Below are 26,923 nucleotides of genomic sequence, written 5' to 3'. Positions count from 1 at the left end.
CTAAGCAAACTTACACATAAACTCGGTTTTTTAACGTAATTAAGTCAGGGAAGCTCCGAAAGTGGAACGAAGAAATCCGGTTCCATTGCGCGATCGGCAGGAGCATCTCTGACTAATTTTGACATTTTGTGGCTCGCCTTCGGTTGCAATTGTCACCTTTTTATTATTACCGAAAACTCTAGCAAGGATTTCTTTGTTTTGGCGAGCGAATATCCTGTTGGGTTCGCCTCTATTAAAATTTGTCTAAACTTAGACCCTCGCCTTTTCTAGAGTTTTAAGTAATGCTTGATTTATCTCTCCTAAATTAGATTTTTTACGACCTTTAGGGTAACCAAAAGTTTGAGATATTTTTTCTTGCATTCTCATTTTTTTATATAAGGAATAGAATTTTTTTTAAAATGATTAAAATTCACCGAATCAGAGGTTAGTTTTCTGTCAAACAGTTGAGGTAGTTGCAGCCTATGGTTAAATTGGCTCAACTCAAGGGCGATTTCCTACCGCAACGGGCCCGAACGCGCGTTCGGGATAGCTTCGTACGCGCGGAGACTGTTTGCCGGATTTTTGTGATTTTTGACAACTGTAAAAATTTTCAATAATACAAATATTTAGGGTATCACATTTTTGGGTAAAGTAAAGGTATTTCAAGCTCGATCAATAGAAAGGGCGATCGCGACGATTAAAGTGTGGGCAAAGTAATGATAAATTTCATATAAACTCACATTTCACTTTCTACCTTTAAAGTGCCACCGTGTTGTTGGGCAATAATATCGCGAGTGAGAGATAAGCCAAAACCAACAGCCGAATCAGTGGGTTTATTAATAAAGAAAAGATGGCAGATTTTTGCTTTAATTTCTAGATAAACTCTGATGTATTGTCGCGCAGATAAAGTTTAACTGCTTTTGCCATTTTTTGCGTTTTTACCAAATTTTTCAGAGTAAATTTTATGTTTATTGATCGGTTCCTTGCAGCTCATTTTTCTGGGTTGGAAATACAGCAGAACAAGCATGAGCAATGATATTTTTTATCAAAGCGCGGTTGAAATCCGAGAAGCCTACTTCCGACAGAGCGATCGCCCTGTCATACTCAGTATAAATTATTATATTGAAGTGGCGAGCAGGATGCTATGTTCGACGAACTGCTACAAACTTAATAAGCCTTTTTCAGTATTGCCCTGGCTTCCTCAATATTTTGGGCAACCAATTTGCCCGACTCGATAAAGGCTGCTCTTTCAGTATCGCTGAGTTCAAGTTCCACTATTTGTTCGACTCCCTGATATCCCAAGCGGCAGGGCACTCCTAAAAAGATATCTTGCACCCCGTATTCGCCGTGCAAATAAACGCAGCAAGGTAAGAGTCGCGACTGATTAAATAAAATAGATTCTACCATCAAACAGACAGCAGATGCGGGTGCAAAATAAGCACTACCAGTCTTCATCAATTCTACAATTTCTGCGCCGCCGTGGCGAGTTCGTTGTACGAGTCGATCGATCGCCCCAGCATCCATAAGTTGATTGATGGGAATACCGTTGACAGTAGAATAGCGGGGCAAAGGAACCATCAAATCGCCATGAGAACCGATGACAGTTGCATTGATTTCAGCAATTGAAACGCCCAATTCCATTGCTATAAAAGTTTCAAAGCGGGCGGAGTCGAGAACTCCTCCCATACCCATGACTCGGTGTTTTGGCCAATCCGCTGCTTCCCACGCTAAATAAGTCATGATATCTAGGGGATTTGTGACTGTGATTAAGATTGCTTCGGGAGAATGCTCGATCGCCTGTTTTGATGCTTCCGTGACAATTCGAGCATTAATTTTAATTAAATCTTCCCGATTGATACCGGGTTTGCGCGGAACTCCGGCGGCAATTACTATGATATTTGAGTTAGCTGTATCTGTATAATCATTTGTACCGACAATTTGGCGATCGTGGCGTTCCACTCCCCTGGCTTCCATCAAATCTAAAGCAACGCCCTGCGGCCAACCCTCCACAATATCTAGCAATACTACATCTGCCAGATTTTTCTCAGCAATTCGCTGGGCTAAGGTGCTGCCGACTTTGCCTGCACCAATAATTGATACGCGGGTTGATGGAGGATTTGTGGGGGAAATCATTAGATTTTAGATTTTAGATTTTAGATTTTAGCAATCAGCTTAATTGGGGAAAGGTGCGCGGTGTGCACCCTTCGCTACATTAAGAGCAGTGATGTTTAGTTTTGGTGAGTTACTTAAAATCTTCGAGTTGATCTACCCGCAGCCAAATATTGGGAGTGGGAACTTTGCCAAATTTGACGAAGGCATAGTCGCCGCGAACATCCATCACTTCGCCCTTTGTTTCAAATATATACGAGGAAAAGCGCTGGTCGCTGGCTTTGGCTTCTAGACTGTTTTCCAATTTTTCGCGTACAGCGCGAACTATACTGCCTTTCTTGATTGCCATAACTTGCTTTGTTTAGTTTAAAAAACTATACAAATTTTAATCTAGATTTGGCTTGAAAGTCACTCTGCGATTGAAATGGCTACTAAACAAACGAAGTCCGCCTACGCGGACTAAGGAATAAAGGGGTGCGATTCGTGGGGTAAATCTAAAATCTAAAATCTAAAGCCTAAAATCCATTGACTGCTTCCTATGTCTGACAAATGGGGCAAAAATGAGTCGATCGCCCTGCTAATTTTATACGTTCGATGGTTGTGGAGCAAGTGCGACAGGGTTGACCGGCGCGATTGTACACCCAAGCGACGCCGCCGTAGTTGCCGTTGACACCTTGGACGTTGAGAAAATTGCTAAAAGTCGTGCCGCCCGATGCGATCGCCTTCTGTAAAACTTGAATAATAGCTGTATGGATGCGCCCTATTTGCTCTGCGGTTAAATCCGCGCACAGAGTTGTGGGCATCACTCCCGACAAAAACAAAGTTTCGTCTGCGTAAATATTGCCCAAACCAGCTATCAGTGCTTGGTCTAACAAAGCTGTTTTAATTGGTCGCGCCCGCCGGTGCAGCTTGCGGGTCAAATATTCTGTTGTAAACTCGTCGGAAAACGGTTCGGGCCCTAAAAGTTTCAGACCGATGACTGTGCTGGAAACCTCGGTTTCTTCAGGCACGTACCACATTTGCCCGAAGGTGCGCTGGTCTACAAACCGCAATTCTTGGTTTCCTTCAAAGAATAGCCGCACTCGCGCGTGTTTTTGCAGGGGTTCGGATCTGTTCACCCACAGCAGTTGTCCGGTCATCCGCAAGTGAACGCCCAACCAGCCGGCTTTTGAAGGAAGGAGGAAGGAAGAAGGAAGAGGGGAAGAGCTTGGAGTTCGATCCCTAGATTCTCCCCCTTTCCCTTTCTCTCTTTCTCCTTCTGGGAATTGAGATAGTTCTGCCAGGAGGTATTTGCCGCGTCTGTACCAGCGGGCGATCGACTTTCCTTTGAGTTTCGTCAAAAAATCGGTCGCAGAGATTGAGCGGGCGATCGTGCTATTTAACAACACGTCCCCGCCCAACATTTCTCGATCGAGGGTTGCTTGATTCAAACCCCGGCAAATAGTTTCAACTTCTGGCAGTTCTGGCACAATTAGCGCTGTTCTGTTCCTTGACCCTGAGGCGAACCTTCGACGGTACCGGGCTCTTCGGCGCCGGGTTTGCTGTCCGTCGAAGTTTTCGGCTGCGAGGGGGCTCCTCCGCTGCCGGTTTTCCGAGTTTTCTCGTCGAGCGTGGTTTGTTTGCCGCCGGAAGCTACAGCAGTCGCTGTTTTCGCTTTTGCTTTGGGTGCCGCCACTTCCACTAATTCGCTTTCGGCGTAGTTGTTGGTGTTGACGCCTGCATAATTTACGTTGTTAAAGCGAACGATAACTGGGTATTTAATGCCGCTTTGGTCTACCGTAGCAACGGTGCCCACTTCTTGATACCAGTAGGATTCTTTGCGGAGAATCCGGACTGTTGAACCGCGTTGAACCATGAGCTTTTTTTCCTTTGCGATGAATAAACGGATCAAGCCATTTTTTTTACTCTAGTCGATCGCGCGGCGCATTTAAAGTCTGCAACGAATTTTTTACCTCCCGCGCCGTTTTTTGTCTGCTGTTTGTAAAGAAAAGTAAATACTTTGGTAGGGCGATCGCTACCGTTGCAAAATAAATAAACCCACATTATCCGTCAAATAAAAGCAGTGCGAGCGAGTTGAAAAAAAACTTTACAAATAGTTGTGAATTGCTACAGTTAAAAGTTCTGCGAAATTCTGATAAGTAATGACTGAACCTCACGCAACAGTAATACTCGCGATCAGTGCTGACGGTAAAATAGCAGATGCAGTACGATCGCCCGCGAGATTCGGTTCTGCCAACGACAAAGCCCACCTCGAACAGCAAGTAGCAGCAAGCGACGCGGTTTTGTTCGGCAACGGCACTTTACAGGCTTATGGGACGACGATGAGAGTGATTTCGCCGGAATTGCTCAAACAGAGGGAACTGCAAGGGAAGCCACCACAACCGGTGCAAATTGTATGTTCGCGATCGCCCCAATTTGACCCCAACTTGCGATTTTTCCAGCAACCGGTACCTCGGTGGCTGCTGACGGGGCAAGACAGTAGGCATACCGCATTGCCGTCTCCCTACCCGATGACAAACAGTAAGTTCGATCGAATTATCTATGCGAAAACCGCAGGTGGAGAGATTGATTGGATTGATGCGTTTCAACAGCTAGCAAGCTTCGATATCAAACGCTTGGCGATTCTGGGTGGGGGGAAACTGGTAGCCTCTGTGCTGGCGGCAGGCTTGGTAGACGAACTTTGGCTGACGGTTTGCCCGTTAATTTTGGGCGGCGCGGATGCACCGACACCTGTGGAGGGAAAGGGTTTTTTGGCGGATTTAGCTCCAAAATTGGAACTTTTGGCGGTTAAACAGATGGGACAAGAGGTATTTTTGCATTATCGGGTCGATCGAACTAACTGAAGCTCAAACGTACTCGGAGACTAGGGTTTGACGATTAAGCCCTCCGATCCCCCCTAGCCCCCCTTAAGAAGGGGGGAACCGGAGGCGCTCAAAGTCCCCCTTCTTAAGGGGGATTTAGGGGGATCGGGTTTCGGACAAAAGCGAGATTTGTCAGGTTTCAAGGTTCAGTTGACACCAGTTGCCATTCAGCTTTCCCAGCGATCGAAGAATTGTATTAACTTAAATGAAGTTCGATCGCTCTACGCTCAAATCTCCCTATGCTGAAACAGCCAAAACCTGAATATTCTGTAGCCTGGATTAGCAAAATAGGCGAAATCCCGCAAGCGTCGTGGGATGCCCTGGCGATGCCACTAAAAACTCCATTTCTGGAATGGGATTGGCTGAACAATCTCGAAGTATCGGGCAGTGCAACAGGTAAAACCGGTTGGCTACCGCATCACTTAACAGTCTGGCGAGACAAACAGTTGATTGCTTGCGCGCCACTTTATGTCAAAAGTCACAGTTACGGGGAATTTGTATTCGATAATCAGTGGGCGGATTTAGCCCAACGTTTGGGTGTTCACTATTATCCCAAATTGATGGGAATGACGCCGTTTACTCCGGCTGAAGGCTATCGGTTTCTTATTGCCGAGGGGGAAGATGAAGACGAATTAACCGGAGTAATGGTAAGCGCGATCGACCATTTTTGCGATCGCCACAATATCTCTGGTTGCAATTTCCTTTATGTCGATCCAGAATGGCGCGAAAGAATGGAAAGCCACGGTTTCAGCAGTTGGCTGCACCACAGTTATATTTGGCAAAATCAAGGCTATCAAAATTTTGACAATTATTTAGGCGCATTTAATGCCAACCAGCGCCGCAATATCAAACGCGAACGCAAAGCAGTCGATCAAGCTGGTTTGTTGATAAAAACGCTGACGGGCGATGAAATTCCCCAAGCCATGTTTGCTCAAATGTATGCTTTTTATGAGAATACTTGCGACAAATTTGGTTGGTGGGGAAGCAAGTATCTGACTAAGCGATTTTTTGAACAGTTGCACCACAATTATCGCGATCGAGTTTTATTTGTAGCCGCCTACGACAAGGAAGATGAGAGACAGCCGGTGGGTATGTCTTTTTGTTTGTATAAGGGCGATCGACTGTACGGCCGTTATTGGGGCAGTTTGCAGGAAATCGACTGCTTGCACTTCGATGCTTGTTACTATACGCCGATCGAATGGGCGATCGATCGGGGCATCCAAAGCTTCGATCCCGGTGCCGGCGGCCGGCACAAAAAACGGCGCGGCTTTCCAGCTACGCCAAATTATAGTTTGCACCGATTTTATAACAACCGTCTGGCCCAAATTCTCAAGTCTTATATCGGTCAAATCAACGAAAGAGAACAGGAAGAAATTGATGCAATCAACGAGGATTTACCTTTTACTAAGTTACCTCCGTTGTTACTCGGCGATTGACGGCTGACTGGGAATTTGGAATTGGAAATTGGGAATTACTAACAGCCCATCGGTGTCAACATAATACTAAAACCCTGTGTATATCTCGTTGGTATCGAAGTTTCGCTCCCCCTCGCATCCCCCTTAAGAAGGGGGACTTTGAATGCTCTTCCCCCTTTATTAATGGGAGTTATAGGGGACGTAAGAATACTCTTGTCCCCCTCTTATTAAGGGGGGAGCGAAACTAAACTATAAACGAGATTTTTTATGGGTTTTAGTCTTAAGTTGAGACGAATGGTAACAGTCAACCGTCAACCGTCAACCAATTAACCTAATTCAAAAATACTCTCCCATCTTCCTGAATTTCCAGGGATTTTGTATCAGCGGCCACCTCAGTTGTCGCGCCGAAACTGACTTGCAACATTCCCGGCATTGCGGTTGCTTGGGGGCGAACCAGCACCAATCCGCCGTCTGGGCGCTGGTAAGTGAGGGTGATTGGCACTGGGAGGGTTTGAAGCAAAATTTCCGATTGTTCGCCCAGAGTGCGCGGCTGGGTCACGCCTACGATTTGATAATTGATGACAGCATTGGTGGTATTCACCAGTTTAATTACTATCCCGCCTTCGGCAGGCGTAACTCGCGCACTGGGCAGGGGAAAGCGGGGAGGCGCGTCTGTGGGTGTAGATGGCATCCCGCTGAGGCCCGGACTTGCAGCCGGAGTTGGTTGGCTGACGGGTTCTTCAGTGGCTGCGGGAGTCTCTGAGGGAGTCTCTGCGGGTTGGGAAACCGGTTTTCCTTGTTGGGGCGGGGGGCCGCCGGCGTGGGAAAGTGTTGCGAGACTAACGAGTAAACCTCCGCAGGTGGCTGCTAGCAAGCTGATTTTTTTTAACGGTAGATTGTGGCGAAACATAAATAACTCCTCACAAGTTCGATCGAGGTTTTCCAACAACGTTTATGTTAATCTATGGCGGAAATGAATTTTAATAGCTGGGTTTGGGCGCGAGGTAGGAAGAATCAGGGTTTGAGGGGTAGATTTTTTTTAAACCGCAGAGGGCGCAGAGGAAGAGGGGAAGTTTTAAAGGCGGAATTGTTCTGATTTGTGGGCGGGGAGGGTGACGGTAACGGCGGTACCTCGATCGACTTGGCTGTCAATGCGGATTTGGCCGCGGTGATTTTCGACAATTGCTTTGGCTATGGCTAATCCTAAACCGGAACCAGCGGCGCTGCGGTGGGTGCGGGCGGGATCTGCGCGATAGAATCGATCGAATAAATGCGGCAGGGCTTCTGCGGAAATTCCGATGCCGGTGTCTGTTACTTTTATTTGCAGCGCTGGGTGTAACATTGGCGAATTTCTTTTGTTTTTAGCTGCCACCTCCAATTCTACTTGAATTTGACCTCCAGAGGGGGTGTACTGCACGGCATTGCTGACGAGATTCGTAAAAAGTCGGGCTAGTTGATCCCAGTCGCCCAACAGTGTAAAGTTTTCCTCAGCGTTGGGCAGATCGACAATTTCCAAAGAAAGAGAGAGATTTTGGGTTGTGGCGATCGCCTGTTGTTCTTCAATTACCTCCATCAGCAAAGCATCGAGAGGAACCTCAATCCACTGCTGCTGCACGATACCGCTATCTTGTCTGGCTAAAAACAGCAAATCGTCAACCAAGCGCCCCAAACGGCGCGTGAGACGTTCGATAACTTGTAGCTGTTGATGCTGCTGCGGTTCGATATCCGGTTCCGCTAAAGCTACTTGAACGTTAGTTTGAATAGTGGCGATCGGATTTCTGAGTTCGTGAGAAGCATCAGCAGTAAACTGTTTGAGACGCCCGTAAGATTCCCGCACAGGTTTCATAGCCAATCCCGACAGCAGCCAGCCAATAGCTGCAACGCAAATTAGAGTTAAACTCGCGCCCAAAATCAAATCGAGAATTAATTGGCGGATGGGTTTTGTCACTTCAAACCAAGGATGGCTGACTCGCAAATATCCAAGAACTTGGCGGCCGCTTTGTACTCGCTGCGTTACTTGTCTGAGGGAATAGTTTTGATCGGACTGTAACTTATTATTAATTATCCAAACTGTTTCGCCGGTACGGTTAGCGTGAATGGGAATATTCAGCGGTTCCGATAATGTAGACCACAGCAATTCACCCGTAGGACTGAACCATTCTAAATCTATGTGGTCGTCTTCTACTGCATCGGTGCTATCTCGAAAACTCGCTTGAATATTAACTTGCAATTTAATTTTATCTGTGGTATTGGGGAAAGTTAGCGGTTCGATAACGAGAGTTCGCTCTATTACTTCTACAACATGATTGAGAGTGTCATCAATGCGATCGATCAAAGTAGTGCGGACGTAGAAATAGAAACCCGTGGCAAATACAAGTAACAATACAGCAGTAACGGCAGTGTACCAAATAGCGAGGCGGCGGCGGGTAGCTTGAAACATATTGCGAAGGAAGTTCGGCAACGGATTGTGTAATAGATTCAACAGATTTAACCGATTTAATAACTATAACCTTCTTCTATTATTTTCTTCTCTTCTTCTGTTCCTTCGTGTTCTTTGCGCCTTCCCGGTTCGTTAAAAAAAGCCTTGTTCGCAAAATATTCCAAAAAACTCTAACAAGTTTCCATTTTTGATACTTCAGGCAGATGTGGAGGTAGGTGTCAGTGTAGTAGTCTATTCGCGAAACTTTTTAGGTAAAAGCCTGTGAACAAATTTTTATTTCGAGCTGCGATCGGACTATTAATGGCATTTTTTGGGGCAATTACCTATTTTACAAACGACGTACAAAATCCCGTAACAGGAGAGAGACAGCGGGTGCAGCTTTCTCCCCGCCAGGAGATAGTTTTGGGATTGCAGGCGCGAGATCAAATGGCAGCCAAGCACGGGGGGCTTTATCCCAGCCAAAGTATTCAGCAGTATATCGATCGAGTAGGAGCACGAGTTGTCAACGGTTCGGCGGCGAAACAAGCAGGTTATCCGTTTGAATTCCACCTGCTGCGAGATGCCCAAACTGTCAATGCTTTTGCTTTACCGGGGGGACAAGTTTTCATTACTGCGGGGCTGCTGCGCCGGCTAAATTCCGAGGCTCAGTTGGCCGCTATACTAGGGCACGAAAGCGGTCACGTTGTGGCGCGCCACGGTGCGGAACACTTGGCAAAACAGCAGTTGGGCAGGGCTTTGGTAACGGCGGTTGGGGTGGCTACTAGCGACGATCGCGGTGGGGGTCAGCAAGCAGCATTAATTGCTCAAGCTGTCAATCAAGTTGTCGGTTTGCGGTACGGTAGATCGGATGAACTTGAGAGCGATCGGCTCGGTTTTCGGTTTATGACGGAGGCGGGTTACGATCCTAGAGGTATTGTTGAGGTGATGCAAATTCTCGGTGCTGCTAGGAAGGGCGAAGCGCCGCCGGAGTTTTTGAGTTCTCACCCCAACCCCGAAAACCGAGTTCAAAAGTTGCAAGCTTTAATCGCGCAAAATTACCCTAACGGCGTTCCAGCTAATTTGGTGTCTGGACGCGAGGAGTTTGCTAAGAATTTGTCTGGCGGTTAGCAATAATTGCATAGGGCTTTACAAAAGTTATTACTAAAGGCGGATCTAAGTTCGGCTGGGAGTTGGCACGATCGACTTAATGAGCGATCGAGCAATTGGAAAGTTGAAAACCATGATTCAATCTTGGATGATTATCGGCGGCGTGACTTTCTCAGTCGCCATGGGCACTCTGTTTTTTAAACTGCGCGATATTAACTGGGCAGTCAAACTTCAAAGACCCGATTGGATGTTTTTTGAGCCTGCAATTCCGTTAATTTGGACGGTAATTTTTGCTTGCGGGGCCGGCAGCGCTACTTTCGTGTGGGAACAGGAGCCAGGGAGCCTTAAAACATGGCTGCTGATGGCTTTGTACTTACTTTTAGAAATTGTAACAGTTGCTTATATTCCTGCTACTCTCAGAGCCAAAAGTCTCAAAGTAGGAACAATTTTGGGAGGGGCTGGCGAGATTTTGGGAGTTGTGCTGGCCTTGGCTGTTTTGCCGATTTCTCAAACCGCCGCTTTGTTACTTTTGCCTTACGCGATTTGGGGTGCGATCGGCACTTATACTACTTGGGAAATGATTCAATTAAACCCAGAAGCTGCATAAATATTCGGTGTTCTTCGGCGCACCCTACAGACTATAACCCTCTTCTCTTCTATCCCTTTGTGTCCTTAGCGTCTTCGCGGTTCGTTAAAAAAAACATTGTTAATAATAGCAAATCCGTGCTAGCGGGTTAACCCACCCGAAAAAGTGAGGAAATCCGCTTAACAGTGTGTGGGTATTTGATGAGAAAATAGATGAATAAAACAGCGTTAAATCAAAGGATGACAGTTATCAATGGCCATTAAAGACCAGCCCCAAGCACCTCGTTTTCGACAAATTAGCAATGTCTTGTTATTGCTCTCAAGTTTGTTTCTGCTGGCAAACATCTTTTTACCGAATTTGTTCGGTCCCCAAATTCCGCAAGTGCCTTACAGCTTGTTCGTCCATCAAGTACAAGAACAAGATGTAGTCCGAGCTTCGGTAGGCCAAAATGAAATTCGCTACCAACTCAAAGGCGAGGGTGACAAACCCGGTCAAGTGCTGTCAACTACTCCAATTTTTGACCTGGAACTGCCTAAACTTTTGCAAGAAAAAGGCGTTGAATTTGCGGCAACTCCGCCGGCTAAAAATGGCTGGATCGGGAGTGTTTTAAGCTGGGTGGTTCCGCCGCTGATTTTTGTGGCGATTTTTCAATTTTTTATGAACAGACAGGGTGGCGGACCGCAGGGTGCGCTGTCGCTCGGCAAAAGCAAGGCTAAGGTCTATGTAGAAGGCGAATCGGCTAAAATTACTTTTGCTGATGTGGCTGGAGTAGAAGAAGCTAAAACTGAATTAGTCGAAGTTGTTGAATTCCTGAAAACTCCTGACAGGTTTACGGCAATTGGCGCGCGAATTCCGAAAGGCGTGCTGTTAGTCGGACCTCCGGGAACTGGCAAAACGCTGCTAGCAAAAGCAGTGGCTGGTGAAGCTGGCGTGCCGTTTTTTAGCATCTCCGGTTCGGAGTTTGTGGAACTGTTTGTAGGTGTTGGTTCTGCAAGAGTTAGAGATTTATTCGAGCAGGCTAAGAAACAGGCTCCTTGTATTATTTTCATTGATGAATTGGACGCGATCGGCAAATCTCGTAGCAGTAACGCTAGCTTCGGTGGGAATGATGAACGCGAACAAACTCTCAATCAATTATTAACTGAAATGGACGGTTTTGCTGCGGGCAATACTACGGTAATTGTGCTGGCTGCAACTAACCGCCCGGAAAGTTTGGATGCTGCTTTGTTGCGCCCTGGTCGTTTCGATCGCCAAGTTTTAGTCGATCGCCCGGATTTATCCGGCCGCGAAGCAATTTTGAACATTCACTCTCAAAAAGTGAAGTTGGGCCCGGATATTGACTTGAAGGCGGTCGCCACTCGCACCCCCGGTTTTTCGGGCGCAGATTTGGCAAATTTGGTCAATGAAGCTGCCTTGCTAGCTGCTCGCAACAAGCGCCTAACTGTAGCTCAGGAAGACTTTTATGAGGCGTTTGAGCGCGTTGTCGCTGGCTTGGAAAAGAAAAGCCGGGTGCTCAACGAAAAAGAGAAAAAGATTGTGGCTTACCACGAAGTCGGGCACGCGATGGTGGGTGCTGCGATGACTGGCGGCGGCGAAGTGTCAAAAATCTCGATCGTCCCGCGCGGTATGGCTGCACTGGGTTACACGTTGCAAGTACCGACTGAAGACCGTTTCTTGTTGGATGAATCGGAATTGCGGGGTCAAATTGCGACTTTGTTGGGCGGGCGATCGGCTGAGGAGGTCGTGTTTGGTAGCATTACTACTGGGGCTTCAAATGATTTGCAAAGGGCGACCGATCTAGCTGAACGGATGGTGACCACTTACGGGATGAGTAAGGTTTTGGGGCCTCTAGCTTACGATCGAGGTCAACAAGCAATGTTCCTCAATGACGGTATGGGAAATGCCCGCCGCGCGGTAAGTGCTCAAACTGCGGAGGCGATCGACCAAGAAGTGAAGGAAATTGTCGAAACTGCACACCAACAAGCTGTGGATATTCTGAAAGCAAATCGGGAATTGTTGGAAACAATTACGCAGAAGCTGTTGGAAACTGAAGTGGTGGAAGGCGATGCACTTCGCGAATTTCTCCATCAAGTGCGGGCTTTAGATAAGGTTACGGCTTGAGGTTAATAGGGTTTAATTAAACCGCAGATGAACGCAGATGATTCCAAATCATCTGCGTTTTGCGATCGCACTCCACGATGAGCCGACTGAAACAGACAACGGCAAACGGACAAACCCGCGTTTGTGCGATCGCCAGTAATCGTATTAAGGGAGAGCAATCACAGGGCGCTCTCCCTGATACTCAAATCAAAATAAATGAGCACTGACATCTCACGAATTAGCTGCAAAAACGAAGAGCAATCGCATGAAACCAATGCAGCAATTACATTATGATTGGTCTGGCGATCGAGTTGGGCTGATAAAAGGCTAATGGCAAGACTCTATTATCGAGGCATGGCAGAAGAAAACGGTAAACCCAAAATGGGACGCAGCGCGAGGCTACTGGGAGTCAGACACGGTACTGATATTGATGTTGAGCAAGTCCCCAAACACTGGTTGGATGAACAAGGTTATTTACTACCAGAAACAGAGCGCAAGTCTTCAGAGGAGTCTGTCACTGTAGCCATTAGAAACACAAAAGGAATGTCTGTATCCCTCTCTATCGAAGGCTTACCACCATCCCGAAAACCCCCAAAATTTGGCGGAACAGGAAAAGATCCTCTTTGGCAGATTGACGACAGCAAGATCCTCGGAGATATTGAATCTGTGCAAGATAGTCCAACTCATGTCAGTATGTTGCCAAGCGCTACAATGCTTTTAGAGAAATATGAAGCAGCCCTGGCCCAGACACAGAACGAATGGGAGAAAGTTTGATAGTTTAATTTACTCAAGGGGAGAACAGCAATGGTATGGGTGTTTAGCTTATCGGCTGAATGTGGCACAAAGCAATCGGAAGCACAGCAATTTGCTCAATATTTCAATAAAACTTTCTGCGTGCTCTCAAACGGTAGAGTTTCCCAATGCCGGGCAGAAATTTTTCAGGATATAGAAGAAAATTGGTGGTGTCGAGTTTGTCCAAGTGGCATCAGTGAGATTGGAATTAACACTCCAGAAAGTGCTTATTTAATGACGGAAATAGGTATATTTCTGTATCAGAGTTTGCGGTTGGCTCCACCGTTTCGGTATGCTTTAGTTGGTATGGAAGTAGATGAGTTTAGAACCTACAGCGAATTGATTGAAGAGCCTGGCTTGGCTTTTCCTGGATTGATTTTAGCTGAAGCTGTTTGGCAAGCAACGGGAGCATCTTCGGTTTTTCAATCGTTCAGTCTGGGATATGTTTGGAAGCCCTATGAAGGTGAAGTTTATAGACCACTACTAGCATCACCGGACTTAAAGAACAAGCCTGATGAATTGCTGCGTGGGGTAAATCCTTTCAATAAAGGCATCACGCCTCACAGTAAAGACAAAACTGTGCGATATTTACGGCCAAAGCGACCGCCCTTTACCTATCGAAATCACAGTCCGATATTTACGGAAAAAGCCATCGCCCTTCACCTATCGAAATCGAAGAATTAGTCGCTCCATACAGCGATCGTTATAAACATACAGAAACCCGGTTGCTTCAAAACACCGGGTTTCTCCATATTGTTGCTGCATTTTCGACCGATCAAATTCCGTTTATGTAAGCCATAACAGGAGAACCTTGCTGCTGCTGCTGCGCGATTTCCAAAAGGCGTTGAATGCGCTCCTCTGTCGGCGGGTGAGTGCGGAAAAGAGACTGCAAACCTTTAGTCGAAAAAGGATTCACAATCAGCAGCGGCGACATCGCAGGATTGCCGTGCATGGGAATTTCATGACCCATTTTCTCCAATTTTTGCAGCGCGTTTGCTAAGCCGATCGGGTTATTGGTAATTTCCACCGCACCGCTGTCGGCTGCAAATTCCCTCGTCCGAGAAATCGCCAATTGAATTACGGTTGCTGATAGTGGCGCTAAAATGATTAAAAACAGCAAACCAAACGGATTCGCGCCTTGTCTGCTGTCCCGCGTTACCGGGCCGTAAAGCGCTCCAAAAGTCAGAATTCGCCCGACAAACGTAATTGCACCGGCAATTGTGCCTGCAACTGCTTGAGTGAGGGTGTCGCGGTTGCGGATGTGAGTAAGTTCGTGCGCTAAAACCCCTTCTAATTCTTCGCGGGAAAGCAGCTTGATGATGCCTTCAGTAACTGCTATTGTCGCGTGTTCCGGGTCTCTTCCTGTGGCGAATGCGTTCGGAGATTGAGTGGGAACTAGAAATATTTTAGGCACCGGAATTTGGGCTTTTTCGCTTAGCGATGCTACCATATCGTAGATTTCTGGTGCTTCGCTGCGGGCGATCGGCTGAGCGCGGTAAGCCATTAACGCGGCGGTGTCGGAATAGTACCAAGAGCTAAAACTTGAGAAGGCGGCTAGCGCTAAACCGATGTAAAGTCCTTGCTCGTTGCCGATTAAATAATAACTTCCTAAAACGAGAAGACCGCTTAGAAGTCCTAAGAGAGCGGCTGTTCTGAGTTGATTTGTTCCTAACATGGCGGGTTGAGGGCGATCGAGATTTTGATATTTTTGAGCTTGTTATTAGGTTTTCATACTTGGGGGCGATCGCGTCTCTATCTGCCGAAATAACTGCTGCCGCCAATAGTAGTATTTCACCTTTTCAGTCAGAAACAGGGAATGCTTCGGGAGAATCTCTCGCCTGCTCTCAAGAGGCAGCATAGCAGCATGATATGAGATTTCCCGGCTCTGCTTGAAAACGAGATTAAACGAGATAACCATTCTCAATATGTTTTGAATGCAATTATGGTATAATTAGTTAATATGAGATAGTAAAAATTCCACATAAATCATGACTATCGATATAGAAATTTTTCAAACAGTCGTTAAGATGCCAGAATTTCTTAAACAAGAGATATTGCATTATGCACAATATCTACTGGAGAAACACGCAAAAACTGAATCATCTCAAGAACAATTTGAACAACCTCATGGTTATGGTAGTTGGGCAGGTCAGATTGTTATGTCTGATGATTTCGATGAGCCCCTGGAAGATTTAAAGGAATATATGTAACATGGAATCCCTTTTAGATACTCATGCCTTTCTGTGGTATTTGCTTGGCGATTCCAATCTAAGTAGTAAAGCAAAAGAAGCGATCGATACTAAAACAGGTTTGTATTTTAATATTGCCAGCCTTTGGGAAATCTCTATTAAAATCAATGTCGGTAAGCTTCAACTGAATCGACCATTTTAAGACCTGCCGAAGGAATTGCAATACATTCACGCTCAAATTCTACCAATTACACTTGAAGACACTGAGATTTACGCAGGTCTTCCTCTGTATCATCGAGATCCCTTCGATCGCATTCTGGTAGCACAGGCGATAAATCATTCGCTGGTTTTGATTAGTCGCGATGAGGCTTTTGATGCTTATCCAATTCAGCGAGTTTGGTCATGAAAAACGCAAAAATTTTATAAGGAACTCCACCTAACAAAAGAGAATAGCCAGATACCAGACTTCTTTAAGAAGTAGAGTATCTGCCTATTCGGTTGAATTCTCGAACCCTAAACCGCTTGCACTTGCTTTTCCTCAACAGCAACAGGTTCTTGATAGACGGTTTGAGACTCATTAGCCAAAAACTCGGCTAATTGAGCTTCGATTTCATCCCGCACAATCTGGCGGTATTCGAGGAAATGCTCGTTGTGAGCACATACTGTTAAATAGTGATCCCAAACAGCAGGATTGCGTTTGAGAATGCTGAACAAATGATGCCAGAACTTCCACCGAGTTTTGCGCTTGACTCCTTGCCGCCAAACCACAGTTAACAGTGCTCGCAAGTCGATCCAACTGGGAACTCTTGCAGGTATATTTGCTGTAGGTGCACCCAACATTAAGAAATGGCGATAAGTCCGGTCTAAATATTTCTCAGCATCGTACACTTCGCAAAATGCCTCGACATATTCGCGGGCAATATCTTCGAGAGGCCGCGTCGGGATAAAGTTCATCAAAGTAGTCTGATTGAGGTTGCCCGATTTGTCGCGCAACCGCCCTTCTTTTGCTAGTCTGTGGGACAATGCAGTGTGCGGCAAAGCTTGCAGCATTCCAAAGGTTGTACTCGGAATTGCTGCTGCTTCGGCAAACTGGACAATCCGCTGGCCGGCACCGGGTTTTTCGCCGTCAAATCCGATGATGAATCCGGCCATTACTCGCAAACCGGATTTGGCAATTAACTCTACGGATTCTATCAGAGAATTGCGGGTATTTTGGAATTTTTTGGTCATTTGCAGGCTTTCTTCATCGGGAGTTTCAATCCCTAGAAATACTGCATTAAAATTGCACGCTACCATCATATCCATCAATTCTTGGTCTTGGGCTAAATCGATGGATGCTTCTGTGTTGAAGGTAAAGGGGAATTTGTGTTCTTCTTGCCAGACTTTTAAGTCTTTTAGCAACAGTTTGACGCTGCGTTTGTTGCCGATAAAGTTGTCGTCTACCATGAACACGCCGCGCCGCCAGCCTAAGTTGTAGAGACAGTCTAATTCTGCTATCAATTGCTGGGGGGTTTTGGTGCGGGGTTTGCGGCCGTAGAGGACGATGATATCGCAGAATTCGCACTGGAAGGGACAACCTCGGGAAAATTGAATCGACATAGAGTCGTAGGCGTCTAATTCCAGCAAGTCGAAGCGGGGGACTGGAGTTGTAGTAACATCGGGTTTTACGCCGTCCGATCGATAAATTCCGCTTTTTTCGCCGCGCGCTATTGCTTCGACGAACATCGGCAAGGTGATTTCGCCTTCGTCTAGAATCAGGTAATCTATGCCCGCTGCTTGAGGTTCTTCAGGTACGGAAGTCGGGTAAGGGCCGCCGCAAGCTACGGATTTACCGCGCCGTTTTGCTTCGCGAATTATGTCTAGCAAATCTTCTTTTTGGACAATCATTGCGGACAGAATAACGAGCTCTGCCCATTCCCATTCTGCTTCGGTGATTTGTCGGATGTTGCGATCGACTAACTTAAATTCCCATTCTTGGGGTAAAATAGCTGCTACAGTTACCAAACCCAGCGGTGGCAGCAGCACTTTACGATCGACTAATTCTAAGATTTTCTCGTAAGACCAAAATGTTTTCGGAAACAGCGGGTAAACTAGAAGAACTCGCATTATATGTTAAACCTCACATCAGTAAACAACTTGCGATCGGGCTGGCGTGTTTGAGAGTTTGATCGACTCTCAAGACTTCATGTTAAGGCTAAAATTACGATCTTGCACTCGATCGAATATCTGGCGATGGGTCACACCCCCTAAGCCACACACAATGAGCGCAATTTTTAGCTTGCAGTTCCCTGTTAAAGTTTGCAAATGCTGATATCTTATCGTATTTGACCCTTAATTGACGATAATCGCATTTAAAAAGCATGGGATTAAGGAAAAAAAAACTGGAAAAACTTACCTTATTCGTAAGATGCGCCTCGGCGCACCCTACATATATCTCGTAAGATACACATTCCCTCTTCCCTGTTCCCTTTTCCTTCTAATTTGAATCTTTGCCCGGAATCCCGCTAGTTCTTAACATATCTGCCACTGTGCCGCAGTAACTAGGCATTCCTATGCTTTCGGGATTCACCAGATTTTGATAGGTAAAATGGCGGTAGCTGATGCAAAATCTATCCCAAGCAGCCACCTGAATTCGGAACAGCCAAATAAAGAAATCTGCTAGCCAAGGTGACAGAGTAATCCGAAAAAATATGTTTTTATTCAAATACTGGCAAGCTTGTTCTACCACTTCATTAGCTGTAATCGCCGGATTTCCTAGCACAAAATGTCGCGGTTCCTCGGAAGCCGGCGGATGTTCAACTAAATAATTAACTACTTTAGCAATATCTGCGCCGTGGATGAAGTGAAAACTTCCATCTGCCTTAAACCAGCGAATCAAACCAATCCATTTGGCGACAAGTGGCAGACCAGATGACAAGTGAGAAACTGGTTTTTCTGCATCTCCTCCCAATACTAATGTCGGGTAAAGTGCTGTAATTGGAGGCACATTTGTCAAGGCTGATAAATGTACCATGCAGTTGTATTTTGAGCTAATATAATCTGTCCCCAGTTCCCCGGCTTCTTTGAGCAAATTGTTGTCTCTACCGAGAATGCTGGCCGTTGAAAAATAAATTACTTGTTGGCAAGTCTGTGGCGAAAGTAGTTGAATTAGCCGGAGAGTTTTGGTTACGTTAACGTCAAACACTTCTTGAGTTCCTCCCCAAGCAGTGGCAGCTAAAATCGCTACATTTATTGTTTGGAGAAGTTCGGCGTGTTGATCGATATCTCGCATATCGCCTTGTAATATATGGATGCCGGGGCGGGCTTTCCAGTCAAATTTTAATTTTTCTGGGTTGCGAACTAAGAGGTAAAGTTCGTGGTTTGTTTCTTGAATCAAAGTTTCGGTCATGTAGTGACCGATACAGCCACTTGCACCCGTCACAAAAATTTTTTTGGAGTTCATTTTGCCGCAGGGGAAGAGGGAGGATTTGAGGATTTTTCGACGGTAGGGAGACGGCATGACCTATTAGTGGCAACTTAAACCTCAAGTCCATGAGGAATATCCCTTTTATTCGAGTCCAGATCCCCCTAAATCCCCCTTAATAAGGGAGACTTTGAGTGCTTCATATCCCCCCCTTATTAAGGGGGGTTAGGGGGGATCTAGACTTTGATACAAACAACAGAGACAGTCGGTTTTACGTTAAGTTGACAGCAATGGGCTCTTGGAGTGTCCTACAAATATCAGATGCAATTAACCGGATTCGCTCCGATTATATTATCTTTTTCCACCGTAGGGATACGCCATTGCCGTATCCCTACAAATATGAGTTGCAATTAACCGGATTCGATCGGATTCTACAATCGCAATCAATTTCAAGCAGCAACTGCAAGCAATTTGTCGGCTTGTTTTGCGGTTTCAAAGAAGAAACGCACGTTATCTTCGGGAGTTCCCGGTAACACGCCGTGTCCCAAATTGAGGATGTGTCCGCGATGACCAGCTTTGCGAATTGTATCAAGAATTCGATCGCGAATAAACGGTTGAGAACCAAACAACACGCCGGGATCGAGATTTCCCTGAACGTTCATGTTGGGGCCCAAACGCTTGCGCGCGTCGGCCATATCAACTGTCCAATCGACGCTGATGATATCCGCGCCGGATGTTGTCATGCGTTCGAGGAGGCCGGCGCTACCGGTGACTAACAGAATTAGCGGTGTGTCGGGATGGGTTTTTTTGACTTGCTCGAATACTTGTTTCTGGTAAGGTAGAGCGAAGGTGTCGTAGTCCTGCGGAGAAAGTTGGCCGGCCCAGGAGTCGAACATTTGCACTACTTGCGCGCCGCAGTCGATTTGATAGCGCACGTAAACGGCGATCGCATCTGCGAATTTCGACAGCAACTGATGCAGTAAAGTTGGATCGGAAAATGCCATGTTTTTGATGATGGCATAATCCTTAGAACCTTTGCCCTCAACCGCATAGGCTGCCAGCGTCCACGGCGCGCCCACAAAACCGAGCACGGTGGATTTGTTGCCGACTTCCTCGCGCAGGGATTTGAGGATTGTTTTGATAAACGGCAAGCTTTCTTCCGGGTTCAGCGGTTGCAGGTTGTCGATTTGCTGCTGAGTGCGGATGGGTGCGTGGATAATCGGGCCTTTGCCTTCGGCGATGTCCATGTCGATGCCCAAACCGGGCATAGGGGTGACAATATCGGAAAACAGAATTACGCCGTCGGGTTGAAACGCGCGCCACGGCTGAAGGGAAACTTCGATCGCAACTTCGGGAATTTCGGAACGTTCGCGAAACGAGGGATACTTTTCTCGCAAATCTCGATAAGCCTTCATGTAGCGGCCGGCTTGACGCATCATCCACACGGGCGGGCGGTCTAGGGTTTCGCCGCGGGCTGCCCGCAACAACAAGGGAACTTCATTTAATGCCGACATTTTAACTTTTCTCTACCTTAGATATTTCAATGCCTTTGGTAGCTTACCACTGTGCGATCGTCCTTTTTGACAAAATCGTTGTGTGTACAAATGTGTATTTTGTCCTTGCCAAAGAAAGTGAGGCGATAGCCGCTGATCGACTCGTATATAAAGGACTGGTATAAATCCTGTGTATAGGGTCAGAAACCCGGTTTCTTCGTAGAAACCGGGTTTCTGATTCCGCGCTGCAGTTTGACCTACTTACCTCGTCACGCAGACTCCGCCCACCACTACCCGACATTGATCTCGGCCCGCATCGAATCTACTATCATTCCGCCTCGCAGAGTCTAACTCTCTAGTCCGCGAATTGTAATAATAATCTCCCGCCGGATACCTTCTATTCGGGACAGCGCAGTAAGTTGAATCTTGATTACCCTCGTCAAACCTTACTCTCACCATAGAACGTCTCTCGCGACAATCAACAGACCGCAAGTCAAAATCATCTTGCAAAAGCCGTTCTCTGTCATATTGACCGTCATATCGATCGTCATCTCGCCTCGTGTACCAATCGTCCCGCGAATTGCGAGATTGTCTGCCGCCCCCATCAATTCCCGAAACTTCCAGCGTGTAGTTACCACCCCTGGCAGCATCTTTTGCTAACACTAACAGTTTATAATCGCCACTACGGGGAATTTGATAATTAAAAGAACGGTCTTGCGTAAAAGCGACTTGTTTGTTATTCCCGTAAAACAGCACCATGACGGGAGTAAAACCGCGACTTCTATCTGTATCTAAAAACACTTCAATGTTGTCCCCTTCCCTCGCGCTGAATGTGTATTCTTGGCCGCGCAATTCTTCGGTCGGAGATCCCGGAACCCACATATTTCGGAAACGGTAAATCGGGGAAGTGCGGCGAATTACTCCATCTATGCGATCGTTATTCCCTATCTGTTCGCCAACTGCACTAGACGAAATGCCAGTGAGTGCCAATCCTGCAACTAGCACAGTGGCCGCAATACTGTTTAACAAGTTGTGTCTTCTCATATCAACCTCTTTGCGAAAGTTTTAAAATCTTTTTGCTGTGTTGGCAGCAACATTTGCACGTATAATCCATTTTAAATGTAATTTTGGCTATCTAGTGTTAGCCTCACCCGACTGGAATATTTTGTTGCTGTAAACTATTATCGGGCAGGATTTACGCCACCCCTCTACATATAGCGTGAACCTAGCCGCAAACCTCCCGCAATTCGCGATCGCACAATGTCGATTCCCCAAAACCTCCGTAGATTTACTTATAGTGGTTGGAGCTTGAAAACTTTGATAGAATGAAACATCCCTGCTTAGAATTAGGTAGTGGCAATTGATGCAATTCACGATCGTGTTTTTTGCTATGCCATTAAATTTAAATCCGTTCTTCAAACTATTGTACTCGCTCTTGCCCTACCGGGAAGCAACCATTCATATACCATTTTCCAAAAATGTAGTCCGCCAACGGCTTGCTGCCAAAGTTCGTACAGGTTTAACGGTTCACAAAGCTATAATCGGGGGGAGCCGAATTCTTTACTGCTACCAAATCGAGCTTGATGGTGATTTCCTCCGCGCGACAATTACTGGCGGAGATTGGAGAGGCTTTTTGGTGGCGACAGGACAAATTCAAGACATTGAAGGCGGTTCGGTGTTGCCATTAAAAATGACTATTCCCACTTTATCTATTGTCTTTTTACTGTCTTTGGGATTGGGTTGGCTGGGATTTTTATTTGTCACCGAAAAACCACCCTTAGAAATCATCCCATTTTTCCTGATAATTTTACTATTATCCTATGCTTTATTTATGCTTCAGTTTCGCTACCATGCACAACGCACCTTAAATATTCTGAAATCGACAATTCTTTTACAGAACTTTGATGAATGATTTTCAGGCTATCTAAAAAGTAGTTTTTACCCGCAACTGAGCAATCCCGAATCAGCGTCGAGAGTCGCCATAATTCCCATAGGTAAAGCAGCGTTAACCCCCTCGTGTCCGAAGGCCAAATCCGAGACAATCGGAATATTCAAATCCCCCAGCCGATCGCGCAAAACCTCTTCAATGCTAAAACTGGGAATACTCGGCTCAATCTCGCAGCGACTGAAGCGCCCCAAAGCAATGCCCCGCACCCCAGCGAAAGCCCCCGCCATCCGCCACAAAGTCAACATTCGATCGACCCTGTAAGGAGCCTCGGAAACATCCTCAAATGCGAGAATAACCCCGGTCAAATCCGGTTGATACGGGGTTCCGAGCAAATGAGAAGCGACCGTCAGATTCGCCGGAAACAGCCGCCCGGTCGCTTTTCCGCTGCCCCATCCTTTACCTTGCAAAGATTGTAAGGGACGACCTTCTATGCAGTCAAAAAGTCGATCGACAGACCAATCCGGTTCAGCAGCCAAAGTTGTCAGCATCGGCCCGTGAACACCCCAAACACCCAATTTAGCCTGATTCCACAGCAAAGCAGTAATGTCGGAAAAGCCGATTAACCATTTCGGCGAATGGGAATCGGGAGTTGGAAATTGGGAATTTTCCGCCTTTCCCACATTTCCTTTTTCCAAAAGCCGAGTGCTGCCGAAACCGCCTCGAACACAGAGAATACCGCGACAATCCGGGTCATTGAGGGCATCTGCCAACTGTCGGACGCGGTTTTCGTCGGAACCGGCCAAATAGCCCCAGCGATCGTCAAAACCCGGTGTTAATTCAAGTCGATAGCCGCGAGATTTCCAAATTTCTACACCCTTTTCAAAGTTGGTTGATTCTCGCAAAGTGCCACTAGGGGCAATTACTTTGAGCAAATCTCCTGGTTGCAGAAATTTTATGTCAGTCATTTGTTATTAGTTATTAGTTATATCGTGTTTGGTGAATCGAGCGTAATTCTGTAGGTGCGGGTTTTACAGACAATTTATGACTGAAACAGACAATCTCGAAAACCCGCCCCCACCCACCCACAAATACAAACCTACATTTGCGGATTCGATGCAAATTTCAGGTTGATTTAGGTTATCGGCTGTGGCGGGGCGGGTTTATCTAGATTGTTTATAATCGTTAGATATTGTCGGTGAAACCCGCCCCTACGGGATATGATGGATTATTGATTTAGGAGCGAATTTTTCAGATTTTTTGTTAATGATTGCTACGGCAAAGTCAGAATTTCCACCCCAGAATCAGTCACCGCCAGAGTGTGTTCAAATTGAGCCGAAAGCTTTCCATCCTTGGTGATAGATGTCCAACCATCGGCGAGAATTTCCACTTCCCAAGTGCCCTCATTAATCATCGGCTCGATCGTAAAAACCATGCCTTGTCTGAGCTTTTTTCCCGTGCCCCGCTTGCCGTAGTGCAGAATTTCGGGTTCAGTGTGAAAGACTCGGTGAATCCCGTGTCCCGCAAAATTTCGCACTACCGAAAAACCCTGTGCTTCAGCATATTCTTGAATCGCGGCACCGATGTCGCCGGTACGAGCACCAGGTTTGACTTCCGCAATTCCTCTTCTTAAACATTCCTCGGTTACTTCAACTAACTTTTTCGCTACAGGGGAAGGTTGACCCACAAAAAAAGTTTTGGAAGTATCGCCATGATAACCATCAACTAAAGGTGTTACATCAATATTAATAATGTCACCTTCTTTCAGAATTTGTTTCGCATTGGGGATGCCGTGACAGACTACTTCATTGACGCTAGCACACAGAGATTTGGGAAATCCTTTATAGCCTAGCGGAGCGCTTTTTGCTCCGTGTGCCAAAGTCCAGCGTTCGGCTTCGTCGTTAATTTCTAGAGTGCTGACACCAGGTTTTACCATTGGTTCGAGATGTAGAAGAAGTTCGGCCGCTAAACGGCCTGCTTGGCGCATTTTTTCTATTTCTCTACTGGATAAAAGCACTAAACGTTCGGTTGCCATAGTTTTTTCACTTTTCTTTTTGTGTGGTCGATTAAGAGTTTATTTAACTCAACTTTAGAATAGAGTTGAACTGCTGCTCAATAAACTTATAATGTGCGTCAGTCAGCGAATCTTTCTAAAAATTAGCCAGTATTATTACTGACGAACCCTACTAGCAGTGATAGATTTGAACCAGTGTTCACAACGATCGCCCAAAGCTGCTGAAGAATATTCTACCTCTGCTTGTCGCCTGCAAGCGCTGCGGTCAATTTGGTCTAAGCGGGCGATCGCACCTACCAAGCCATTTACGCTATCAGGCTGCACTAAAAAGCCCGTCAGTCCGTCTCTAACAATTTCCGCCGGCCCCCCGCGCTCGTAAGCAATCACGGGCACACCGCACGCTAAAGCCTCGATCGCGACATTTCCGAAAGCTTCCACCCAACGTGGTGTCATCAACAATGCTCGGCACTGACGGACTTGCTCTTGCATTTGGGTTGTTGTCAGAAACCCTAAATATTCTACCGGAGCATCCGGGTAATCTGCACAAATTTTTTGCCAATAATCCTCATCTTGCATTTTGCCCATAATTTTCAGGGGAATGCCTGTAATTTTCGCTGCTGCTACTGCATCTTCTAAGCCTTTCTCCGGGGCGATGCGGCCTAGCCAAGCTAATTTAGACTGCGGTTTGTTGCAAAATTCGTACAGGGATAAATCTATGCCATTTCCCAACAACTGACATTCATCGGCAAAGGCGAATGTTTTGGCTTGAGAAGCGGTGTGAACTCCGATCGTACCAGGAAACTGGAGGGCGGTTTGTCCGGCGATGCGATCGAGGGCTGCAGAAAGGGAGCCCATGCTGATCAAATGTGCGATCGGAGTCCTAAAAAATGGTGTCAAATAAAACGGCAGCCAATCGTAGGCAAAATTAACAATGACATCCCATTCATCCTGAACTTTGCGAGCATATTCCCACATATTCGCCAGCACAGAATCTGCAGGCATCACAATAGGATCGTTGTAATCTTGTGTTTGGGCGGTCACTTGCAAATCACCCGTTATTTCGATTACTGGAATTGATTCTAAGACTGAGCCTATCGGCGCTACAACTACTATTTTATAACCACGAATCTGCAATTCTTTAGCAATGTTCAGGACTGTAAGTTCGACACCGCCACCCAACCCCGAACCTAGTTGACCGACCGAAGTTGACAGGAACAAGAGTTTTAAAGTGTTATTAGTCATTAGTCATTAGTCATTAGTCAGCATTCACTAATTTTAACATAATCTAAATTATAAATTCTCCCATCTCAAATCTTAAATTTCAAATTATTTAAAAATTGCTACATTTATTAATCCCTCCCAGAACGCGGACGGATGCGATTCAACTGATTGATTGCCCAGCGAGCAACTTCCTGAACTTCGGGATCTGGATCGTCCGTAGCACGGTGCAACAAGTAACTGATTTGATTCACCAATTCGTAAATCCGCGTCAAGTCGCGAATTGCATTTTTACGCACTTCTGGATTTTCATTTTGCAGCGAAATAGACCAAGCATTATTCATTGGTTTGAGCGTGCGAATGCCAATTTCCGAGAGACTTGCCAAAATTAAACTGTACTGCTTCGAGTCCGAATTTGGTAACAAATCGAGCAACGGCTCAACTGCTCTGGAATCTCCCCGCTGACCTAGTTCCCAAATTGCTTTGCCCCTCTTTGCCGGATTTAGCTGCTGCAAATCTTCAATCAGTGCTTCAATAATATCAACTTTAGGTCTACCATCCGTTTCGGGAAGGGCAATATCTTTCTTGCGACTCGCTAGGGAATCGCCTTGATTAGTTGTTTCGGGAATGTTGAAACCTGTGTTGCTGTACCCATTGCTGTGAGTTTCCAATGGCGAGGTGTCGGAATTAATTCGATCGCCATCGACTGCTGCATCCTGGGATTCTGGTTCCCCGGATTCCCTGATAAAAGGTCGATCGCTGTTCTCGATACTGTAGTCTTTTGGCAAATCCAAAGGGTAGGGCAAGGCTGAGAGCGGTTTGGATAGCCCAAAAGAAGCCTCTTGCTGTGTAATTGCGTGCGAGTTTGTAGGAGAATCGGGATTAGTGAATTGAGAGTTTTTTTGGTTGTGGCGCTCAAATCTTCCCCGTCTTCGCTTAGAATAATTTGACTCGTCACTGCTAACTAATTTGAGCAGGATAAATACTGCCGCTGCCGTGACGACAACTGCTGCCAAACCCAACATTAAGAACCCCCGCTGACGAGACAAAATGACGATCAAATTGGATACCGATTTCGGGAGCTTAGAATTAGATTTGGACGTTTTGGACGGCTGAGATTTGTTTTTATCAGGCGCTGGAGAAGGTTTTGGAGGCTGGGAATCCTGGCGATCGTCCGGGGGAGAGTTTGCCTGAGCAATTTCTTGGGAAACAGCACGCGCAGAGGCATTGAGTACCTGTTGCCCTCCGTCGGCACTTGGACTGAACGCAGCACCCAGACAGGCAATGCAGGTGAACAAACATACAAAGGAGCGGTAATGCGCCATAAGACTCAATCCGGGTTTTGAGAGGCAA

25 protein-coding genes and 1 pseudogene are annotated in these 26,923 nt (G+C 46.3%); 11 read left to right on the top strand and 15 right to left on the bottom strand.

Going from position 1 to position 26,923, the window contains the following annotated elements; genetic code table 11:
• Window positions 1-1,146: 1,146 nt before the first annotated feature.
• The 4 genes from mdh to QUA23_RS00535 all read right to left on the bottom strand — a co-directional run bounded on the left by mdh (window position 1,147) and on the right by QUA23_RS00535 (window position 3,943).
• Entirely contained in the window at window positions 1,147-2,112 is a 966-nt protein-coding gene (gene mdh, locus QUA23_RS00550; RefSeq protein WP_333072718.1) for a malate dehydrogenase, read from the bottom strand.
• A 109-nt stretch (window positions 2,113-2,221) separates the two neighbouring features.
• Entirely contained in the window at window positions 2,222-2,437 is a 216-nt protein-coding gene (locus QUA23_RS00545; RefSeq protein ID WP_015178120.1) for an NAD(P)H-quinone oxidoreductase subunit O, read from the bottom strand.
• A gap of 187 nt (window positions 2,438-2,624) precedes the next feature.
• Window positions 2,625-3,557 carry a DNA-formamidopyrimidine glycosylase gene (locus QUA23_RS00540; protein WP_333072717.1) on the bottom strand — a complete coding sequence of 311 codons (933 nt, stop codon included), beginning with the start codon at window positions 3,555-3,557 and terminating at the stop codon, window positions 2,625-2,627.
• 2 nt (window positions 3,558-3,559) lie between these two features.
• Window positions 3,560-3,943: a photosystem I reaction center subunit IV gene (locus tag QUA23_RS00535; RefSeq protein ID WP_333072716.1), complete on the bottom strand. Its 384-nt coding sequence runs from the start codon at window positions 3,941-3,943 to the stop codon at window positions 3,560-3,562.
• Window positions 3,944-4,229: 286 nt separating this feature from the next.
• Here QUA23_RS00535 and QUA23_RS00530 point away from each other — a divergent pair, with 286 nt between their 5' ends.
• Window positions 4,230-4,931 carry a dihydrofolate reductase family protein gene (locus tag QUA23_RS00530; protein ID WP_333072715.1) on the top strand — a complete coding sequence of 234 codons (702 nt, stop codon included), beginning with the start codon at window positions 4,230-4,232 and terminating at the stop codon, window positions 4,929-4,931.
• Between the two features lie 257 nt (window positions 4,932-5,188).
• Entirely contained in the window at window positions 5,189-6,385 is a 1,197-nt protein-coding gene (locus QUA23_RS00525) for a GNAT family N-acetyltransferase (RefSeq protein WP_333072714.1), read from the top strand.
• Window positions 6,386-6,695: 310 nt separating this feature from the next.
• Here QUA23_RS00525 and QUA23_RS00520 read toward each other — a convergent pair whose 3' ends face one another.
• Both QUA23_RS00520 and QUA23_RS00515 read right to left on the bottom strand, forming a co-directional pair.
• Window positions 6,696-7,274: a hypothetical protein gene (locus QUA23_RS00520; RefSeq protein WP_333072713.1), complete on the bottom strand. Its 579-nt coding sequence runs from the start codon at window positions 7,272-7,274 to the stop codon at window positions 6,696-6,698.
• Window positions 7,275-7,439: 165 nt separating this feature from the next.
• The gene (locus tag QUA23_RS00515; protein WP_333072712.1) at window positions 7,440-8,804 is read right to left on the bottom strand and encodes an ATP-binding protein; all 1,365 of its coding nucleotides are present in this window, start codon (window positions 8,802-8,804) and stop codon (window positions 7,440-7,442) included.
• Window positions 8,805-9,065: 261 nt separating this feature from the next.
• Between QUA23_RS00515 and QUA23_RS00510 the strand changes: the two genes are divergently transcribed.
• The 5 genes from QUA23_RS00510 (at window position 9,066) to QUA23_RS00490 (ending at window position 14,052) form a co-directional block, all read left to right on the top strand.
• A complete protein-coding gene (locus tag QUA23_RS00510; RefSeq protein ID WP_333072711.1) occupies window positions 9,066-9,911 on the top strand; it encodes a M48 family metalloprotease in 846 nt (281 codons plus the stop codon).
• 79 nt (window positions 9,912-9,990) lie between these two features.
• Window positions 9,991-10,497, top strand: a complete 507-nt coding sequence (locus tag QUA23_RS00505) for a TspO/MBR family protein (RefSeq protein WP_445243459.1) — start codon at window positions 9,991-9,993, stop codon at window positions 10,495-10,497.
• A gap of 231 nt (window positions 10,498-10,728) precedes the next feature.
• Window positions 10,729-12,597, top strand: coding sequence for an ATP-dependent zinc metalloprotease FtsH4 (gene ftsH4 / locus QUA23_RS00500; protein ID WP_333072710.1), 1,869 nt, complete (start codon window positions 10,729-10,731; stop codon window positions 12,595-12,597).
• Window positions 12,598-12,906: 309 nt separating this feature from the next.
• The gene (locus QUA23_RS00495; protein ID WP_333072709.1) at window positions 12,907-13,350 is read left to right on the top strand and encodes a Tse2 family ADP-ribosyltransferase toxin; all 444 of its coding nucleotides are present in this window, start codon (window positions 12,907-12,909) and stop codon (window positions 13,348-13,350) included.
• A 30-nt stretch (window positions 13,351-13,380) separates the two neighbouring features.
• Complete coding sequence (locus tag QUA23_RS00490; RefSeq protein WP_333072708.1) at window positions 13,381-14,052, top strand: hypothetical protein; 672 nt, start codon at window positions 13,381-13,383, stop codon at window positions 14,050-14,052.
• A 91-nt stretch (window positions 14,053-14,143) separates the two neighbouring features.
• Here QUA23_RS00490 and QUA23_RS00485 read toward each other — a convergent pair whose 3' ends face one another.
• Window positions 14,144-15,043, bottom strand: coding sequence for a M48 family metalloprotease (locus QUA23_RS00485; protein ID WP_333072707.1), 900 nt, complete (start codon window positions 15,041-15,043; stop codon window positions 14,144-14,146).
• On the opposite strand from QUA23_RS00485, the gene QUA23_RS00480 reads away from it, so the two are divergent.
• The 3 genes and pseudogenes from QUA23_RS00480 (at window position 15,031) to QUA23_RS00470 (ending at window position 15,963) form a co-directional block, all read left to right on the top strand.
• Window positions 15,031-15,228, top strand: coding sequence for a hypothetical protein (locus tag QUA23_RS00480; protein WP_333072706.1), 198 nt, complete (start codon window positions 15,031-15,033; stop codon window positions 15,226-15,228). The genes QUA23_RS00485 and QUA23_RS00480 overlap by 13 nt on opposite strands.
• A gap of 128 nt (window positions 15,229-15,356) precedes the next feature.
• Window positions 15,357-15,578, top strand: coding sequence for a type II toxin-antitoxin system VapB family antitoxin (gene vapB, locus QUA23_RS00475; RefSeq protein ID WP_333072705.1), 222 nt, complete (start codon window positions 15,357-15,359; stop codon window positions 15,576-15,578).
• A gap of 1 nt (window position 15,579) precedes the next feature.
• Window positions 15,580-15,963: pseudogene (locus tag QUA23_RS00470) on the top strand (type II toxin-antitoxin system VapC family toxin).
• Between the two features lie 107 nt (window positions 15,964-16,070).
• Here the strand turns inward: QUA23_RS00470 and QUA23_RS00465 are convergent.
• From QUA23_RS00465 to QUA23_RS00450, 4 genes are all read right to left on the bottom strand, one after another.
• Complete coding sequence (locus QUA23_RS00465; protein ID WP_333072703.1) at window positions 16,071-17,663, bottom strand: B12-binding domain-containing radical SAM protein; 1,593 nt, start codon at window positions 17,661-17,663, stop codon at window positions 16,071-16,073.
• A gap of 370 nt (window positions 17,664-18,033) precedes the next feature.
• Window positions 18,034-18,999: an NAD(P)-dependent oxidoreductase gene (locus QUA23_RS00460; protein ID WP_333072702.1), complete on the bottom strand. Its 966-nt coding sequence runs from the start codon at window positions 18,997-18,999 to the stop codon at window positions 18,034-18,036.
• A gap of 410 nt (window positions 19,000-19,409) precedes the next feature.
• Entirely contained in the window at window positions 19,410-20,474 is a 1,065-nt protein-coding gene (gene hemE, locus QUA23_RS00455) for a uroporphyrinogen decarboxylase (protein WP_015178097.1), read from the bottom strand.
• A 240-nt stretch (window positions 20,475-20,714) separates the two neighbouring features.
• A complete protein-coding gene (locus tag QUA23_RS00450; protein ID WP_333072700.1) occupies window positions 20,715-21,497 on the bottom strand; it encodes a hypothetical protein in 783 nt (260 codons plus the stop codon).
• 319 nt (window positions 21,498-21,816) lie between these two features.
• On the opposite strand from QUA23_RS00450, the gene QUA23_RS00445 reads away from it, so the two are divergent.
• On the top strand, window positions 21,817-22,365 hold the full coding sequence (locus QUA23_RS00445) for a hypothetical protein (protein WP_333110276.1): 549 nt from the start codon (window positions 21,817-21,819) through the stop codon (window positions 22,363-22,365).
• Between the two features lie 26 nt (window positions 22,366-22,391).
• On the opposite strand, the gene QUA23_RS00440 is transcribed toward QUA23_RS00445, so the two are convergent.
• The 4 genes from QUA23_RS00440 to QUA23_RS00425 form a co-directional block, all read right to left on the bottom strand.
• Window positions 22,392-23,306, bottom strand: a complete 915-nt coding sequence (locus QUA23_RS00440) for an LD-carboxypeptidase (protein ID WP_333072698.1) — start codon at window positions 23,304-23,306, stop codon at window positions 22,392-22,394.
• A 305-nt stretch (window positions 23,307-23,611) separates the two neighbouring features.
• Complete coding sequence (gene map / locus QUA23_RS00435) at window positions 23,612-24,373, bottom strand: type I methionyl aminopeptidase (protein WP_006635181.1); 762 nt, start codon at window positions 24,371-24,373, stop codon at window positions 23,612-23,614.
• Between the two features lie 135 nt (window positions 24,374-24,508).
• Window positions 24,509-25,594: a glycosyltransferase family 4 protein gene (locus tag QUA23_RS00430; RefSeq protein ID WP_333072696.1), complete on the bottom strand. Its 1,086-nt coding sequence runs from the start codon at window positions 25,592-25,594 to the stop codon at window positions 24,509-24,511.
• Between the two features lie 107 nt (window positions 25,595-25,701).
• Window positions 25,702-26,895, bottom strand: a complete 1,194-nt coding sequence (locus tag QUA23_RS00425) for a HEAT repeat domain-containing protein (RefSeq protein WP_333072695.1) — start codon at window positions 26,893-26,895, stop codon at window positions 25,702-25,704.
• Window positions 26,896-26,923: the final 28 nt, after the last annotated feature.

This window comes from Microcoleus sp. Pol1C5, from assembly GCF_036701115.1.
Taxonomy (GTDB): domain Bacteria; phylum Cyanobacteriota; class Cyanobacteriia; order Cyanobacteriales; family Microcoleaceae; genus Microcoleus.
This window is presented reverse-complemented; position numbering and strand designations above follow the sequence as displayed.

Coding starts and splice junctions, on each gene's coding strand:
- QUA23_RS00505 (WP_445243459.1), top strand. CDS start 9,991: ATGAGCGATCGAGCAATTGGAAAGTTGAAAACCATGATTCAATCTTGG.
- QUA23_RS00490 (WP_333072708.1), top strand. CDS start 13,381: ATGGTATGGGTGTTTAGCTTATCGGCTGAATGTGGCACAAAGCAATCG.
- mdh (WP_333072718.1), bottom strand. CDS start 2,112: ATGATTTCCCCCACAAATCCTCCATCAACCCGCGTATCAATTATTGGT.
- vapB (WP_333072705.1), top strand. CDS start 15,357: ATGACTATCGATATAGAAATTTTTCAAACAGTCGTTAAGATGCCAGAA.
- QUA23_RS00440 (WP_333072698.1), bottom strand. CDS start 23,306: ATGACTGACATAAAATTTCTGCAACCAGGAGATTTGCTCAAAGTAATT.
- QUA23_RS00515 (WP_333072712.1), bottom strand. CDS start 8,804: ATGTTTCAAGCTACCCGCCGCCGCCTCGCTATTTGGTACACTGCCGTT.
- QUA23_RS00530 (WP_333072715.1), top strand. CDS start 4,230: ATGACTGAACCTCACGCAACAGTAATACTCGCGATCAGTGCTGACGGT.
- QUA23_RS00545 (WP_015178120.1), bottom strand. CDS start 2,437: ATGGCAATCAAGAAAGGCAGTATAGTTCGCGCTGTACGCGAAAAATTG.
- QUA23_RS00430 (WP_333072696.1), bottom strand. CDS start 25,594: ATGACTAATAACACTTTAAAACTCTTGTTCCTGTCAACTTCGGTCGGT.
- QUA23_RS00460 (WP_333072702.1), bottom strand. CDS start 18,999: ATGAACTCCAAAAAAATTTTTGTGACGGGTGCAAGTGGCTGTATCGGT.
- QUA23_RS00525 (WP_333072714.1), top strand. CDS start 5,189: ATGCTGAAACAGCCAAAACCTGAATATTCTGTAGCCTGGATTAGCAAA.
- QUA23_RS00425 (WP_333072695.1), bottom strand. CDS start 26,895: ATGGCGCATTACCGCTCCTTTGTATGTTTGTTCACCTGCATTGCCTGT.
- QUA23_RS00520 (WP_333072713.1), bottom strand. CDS start 7,274: ATGTTTCGCCACAATCTACCGTTAAAAAAAATCAGCTTGCTAGCAGCC.
- map (WP_006635181.1), bottom strand. CDS start 24,373: ATGGCAACCGAACGTTTAGTGCTTTTATCCAGTAGAGAAATAGAAAAA.
- ftsH4 (WP_333072710.1), top strand. CDS start 10,729: ATGGCCATTAAAGACCAGCCCCAAGCACCTCGTTTTCGACAAATTAGC.
- QUA23_RS00445 (WP_333110276.1), top strand. CDS start 21,817: ATGCAATTCACGATCGTGTTTTTTGCTATGCCATTAAATTTAAATCCG.
- QUA23_RS00485 (WP_333072707.1), bottom strand. CDS start 15,043: ATGTTAGGAACAAATCAACTCAGAACAGCCGCTCTCTTAGGACTTCTA.
- QUA23_RS00535 (WP_333072716.1), bottom strand. CDS start 3,943: ATGGTTCAACGCGGTTCAACAGTCCGGATTCTCCGCAAAGAATCCTAC.
- QUA23_RS00450 (WP_333072700.1), bottom strand. CDS start 21,497: ATGAGAAGACACAACTTGTTAAACAGTATTGCGGCCACTGTGCTAGTT.
- QUA23_RS00495 (WP_333072709.1), top strand. CDS start 12,907: ATGGCAAGACTCTATTATCGAGGCATGGCAGAAGAAAACGGTAAACCC.
- hemE (WP_015178097.1), bottom strand. CDS start 20,474: ATGTCGGCATTAAATGAAGTTCCCTTGTTGTTGCGGGCAGCCCGCGGC.
- QUA23_RS00465 (WP_333072703.1), bottom strand. CDS start 17,663: ATGCGAGTTCTTCTAGTTTACCCGCTGTTTCCGAAAACATTTTGGTCT.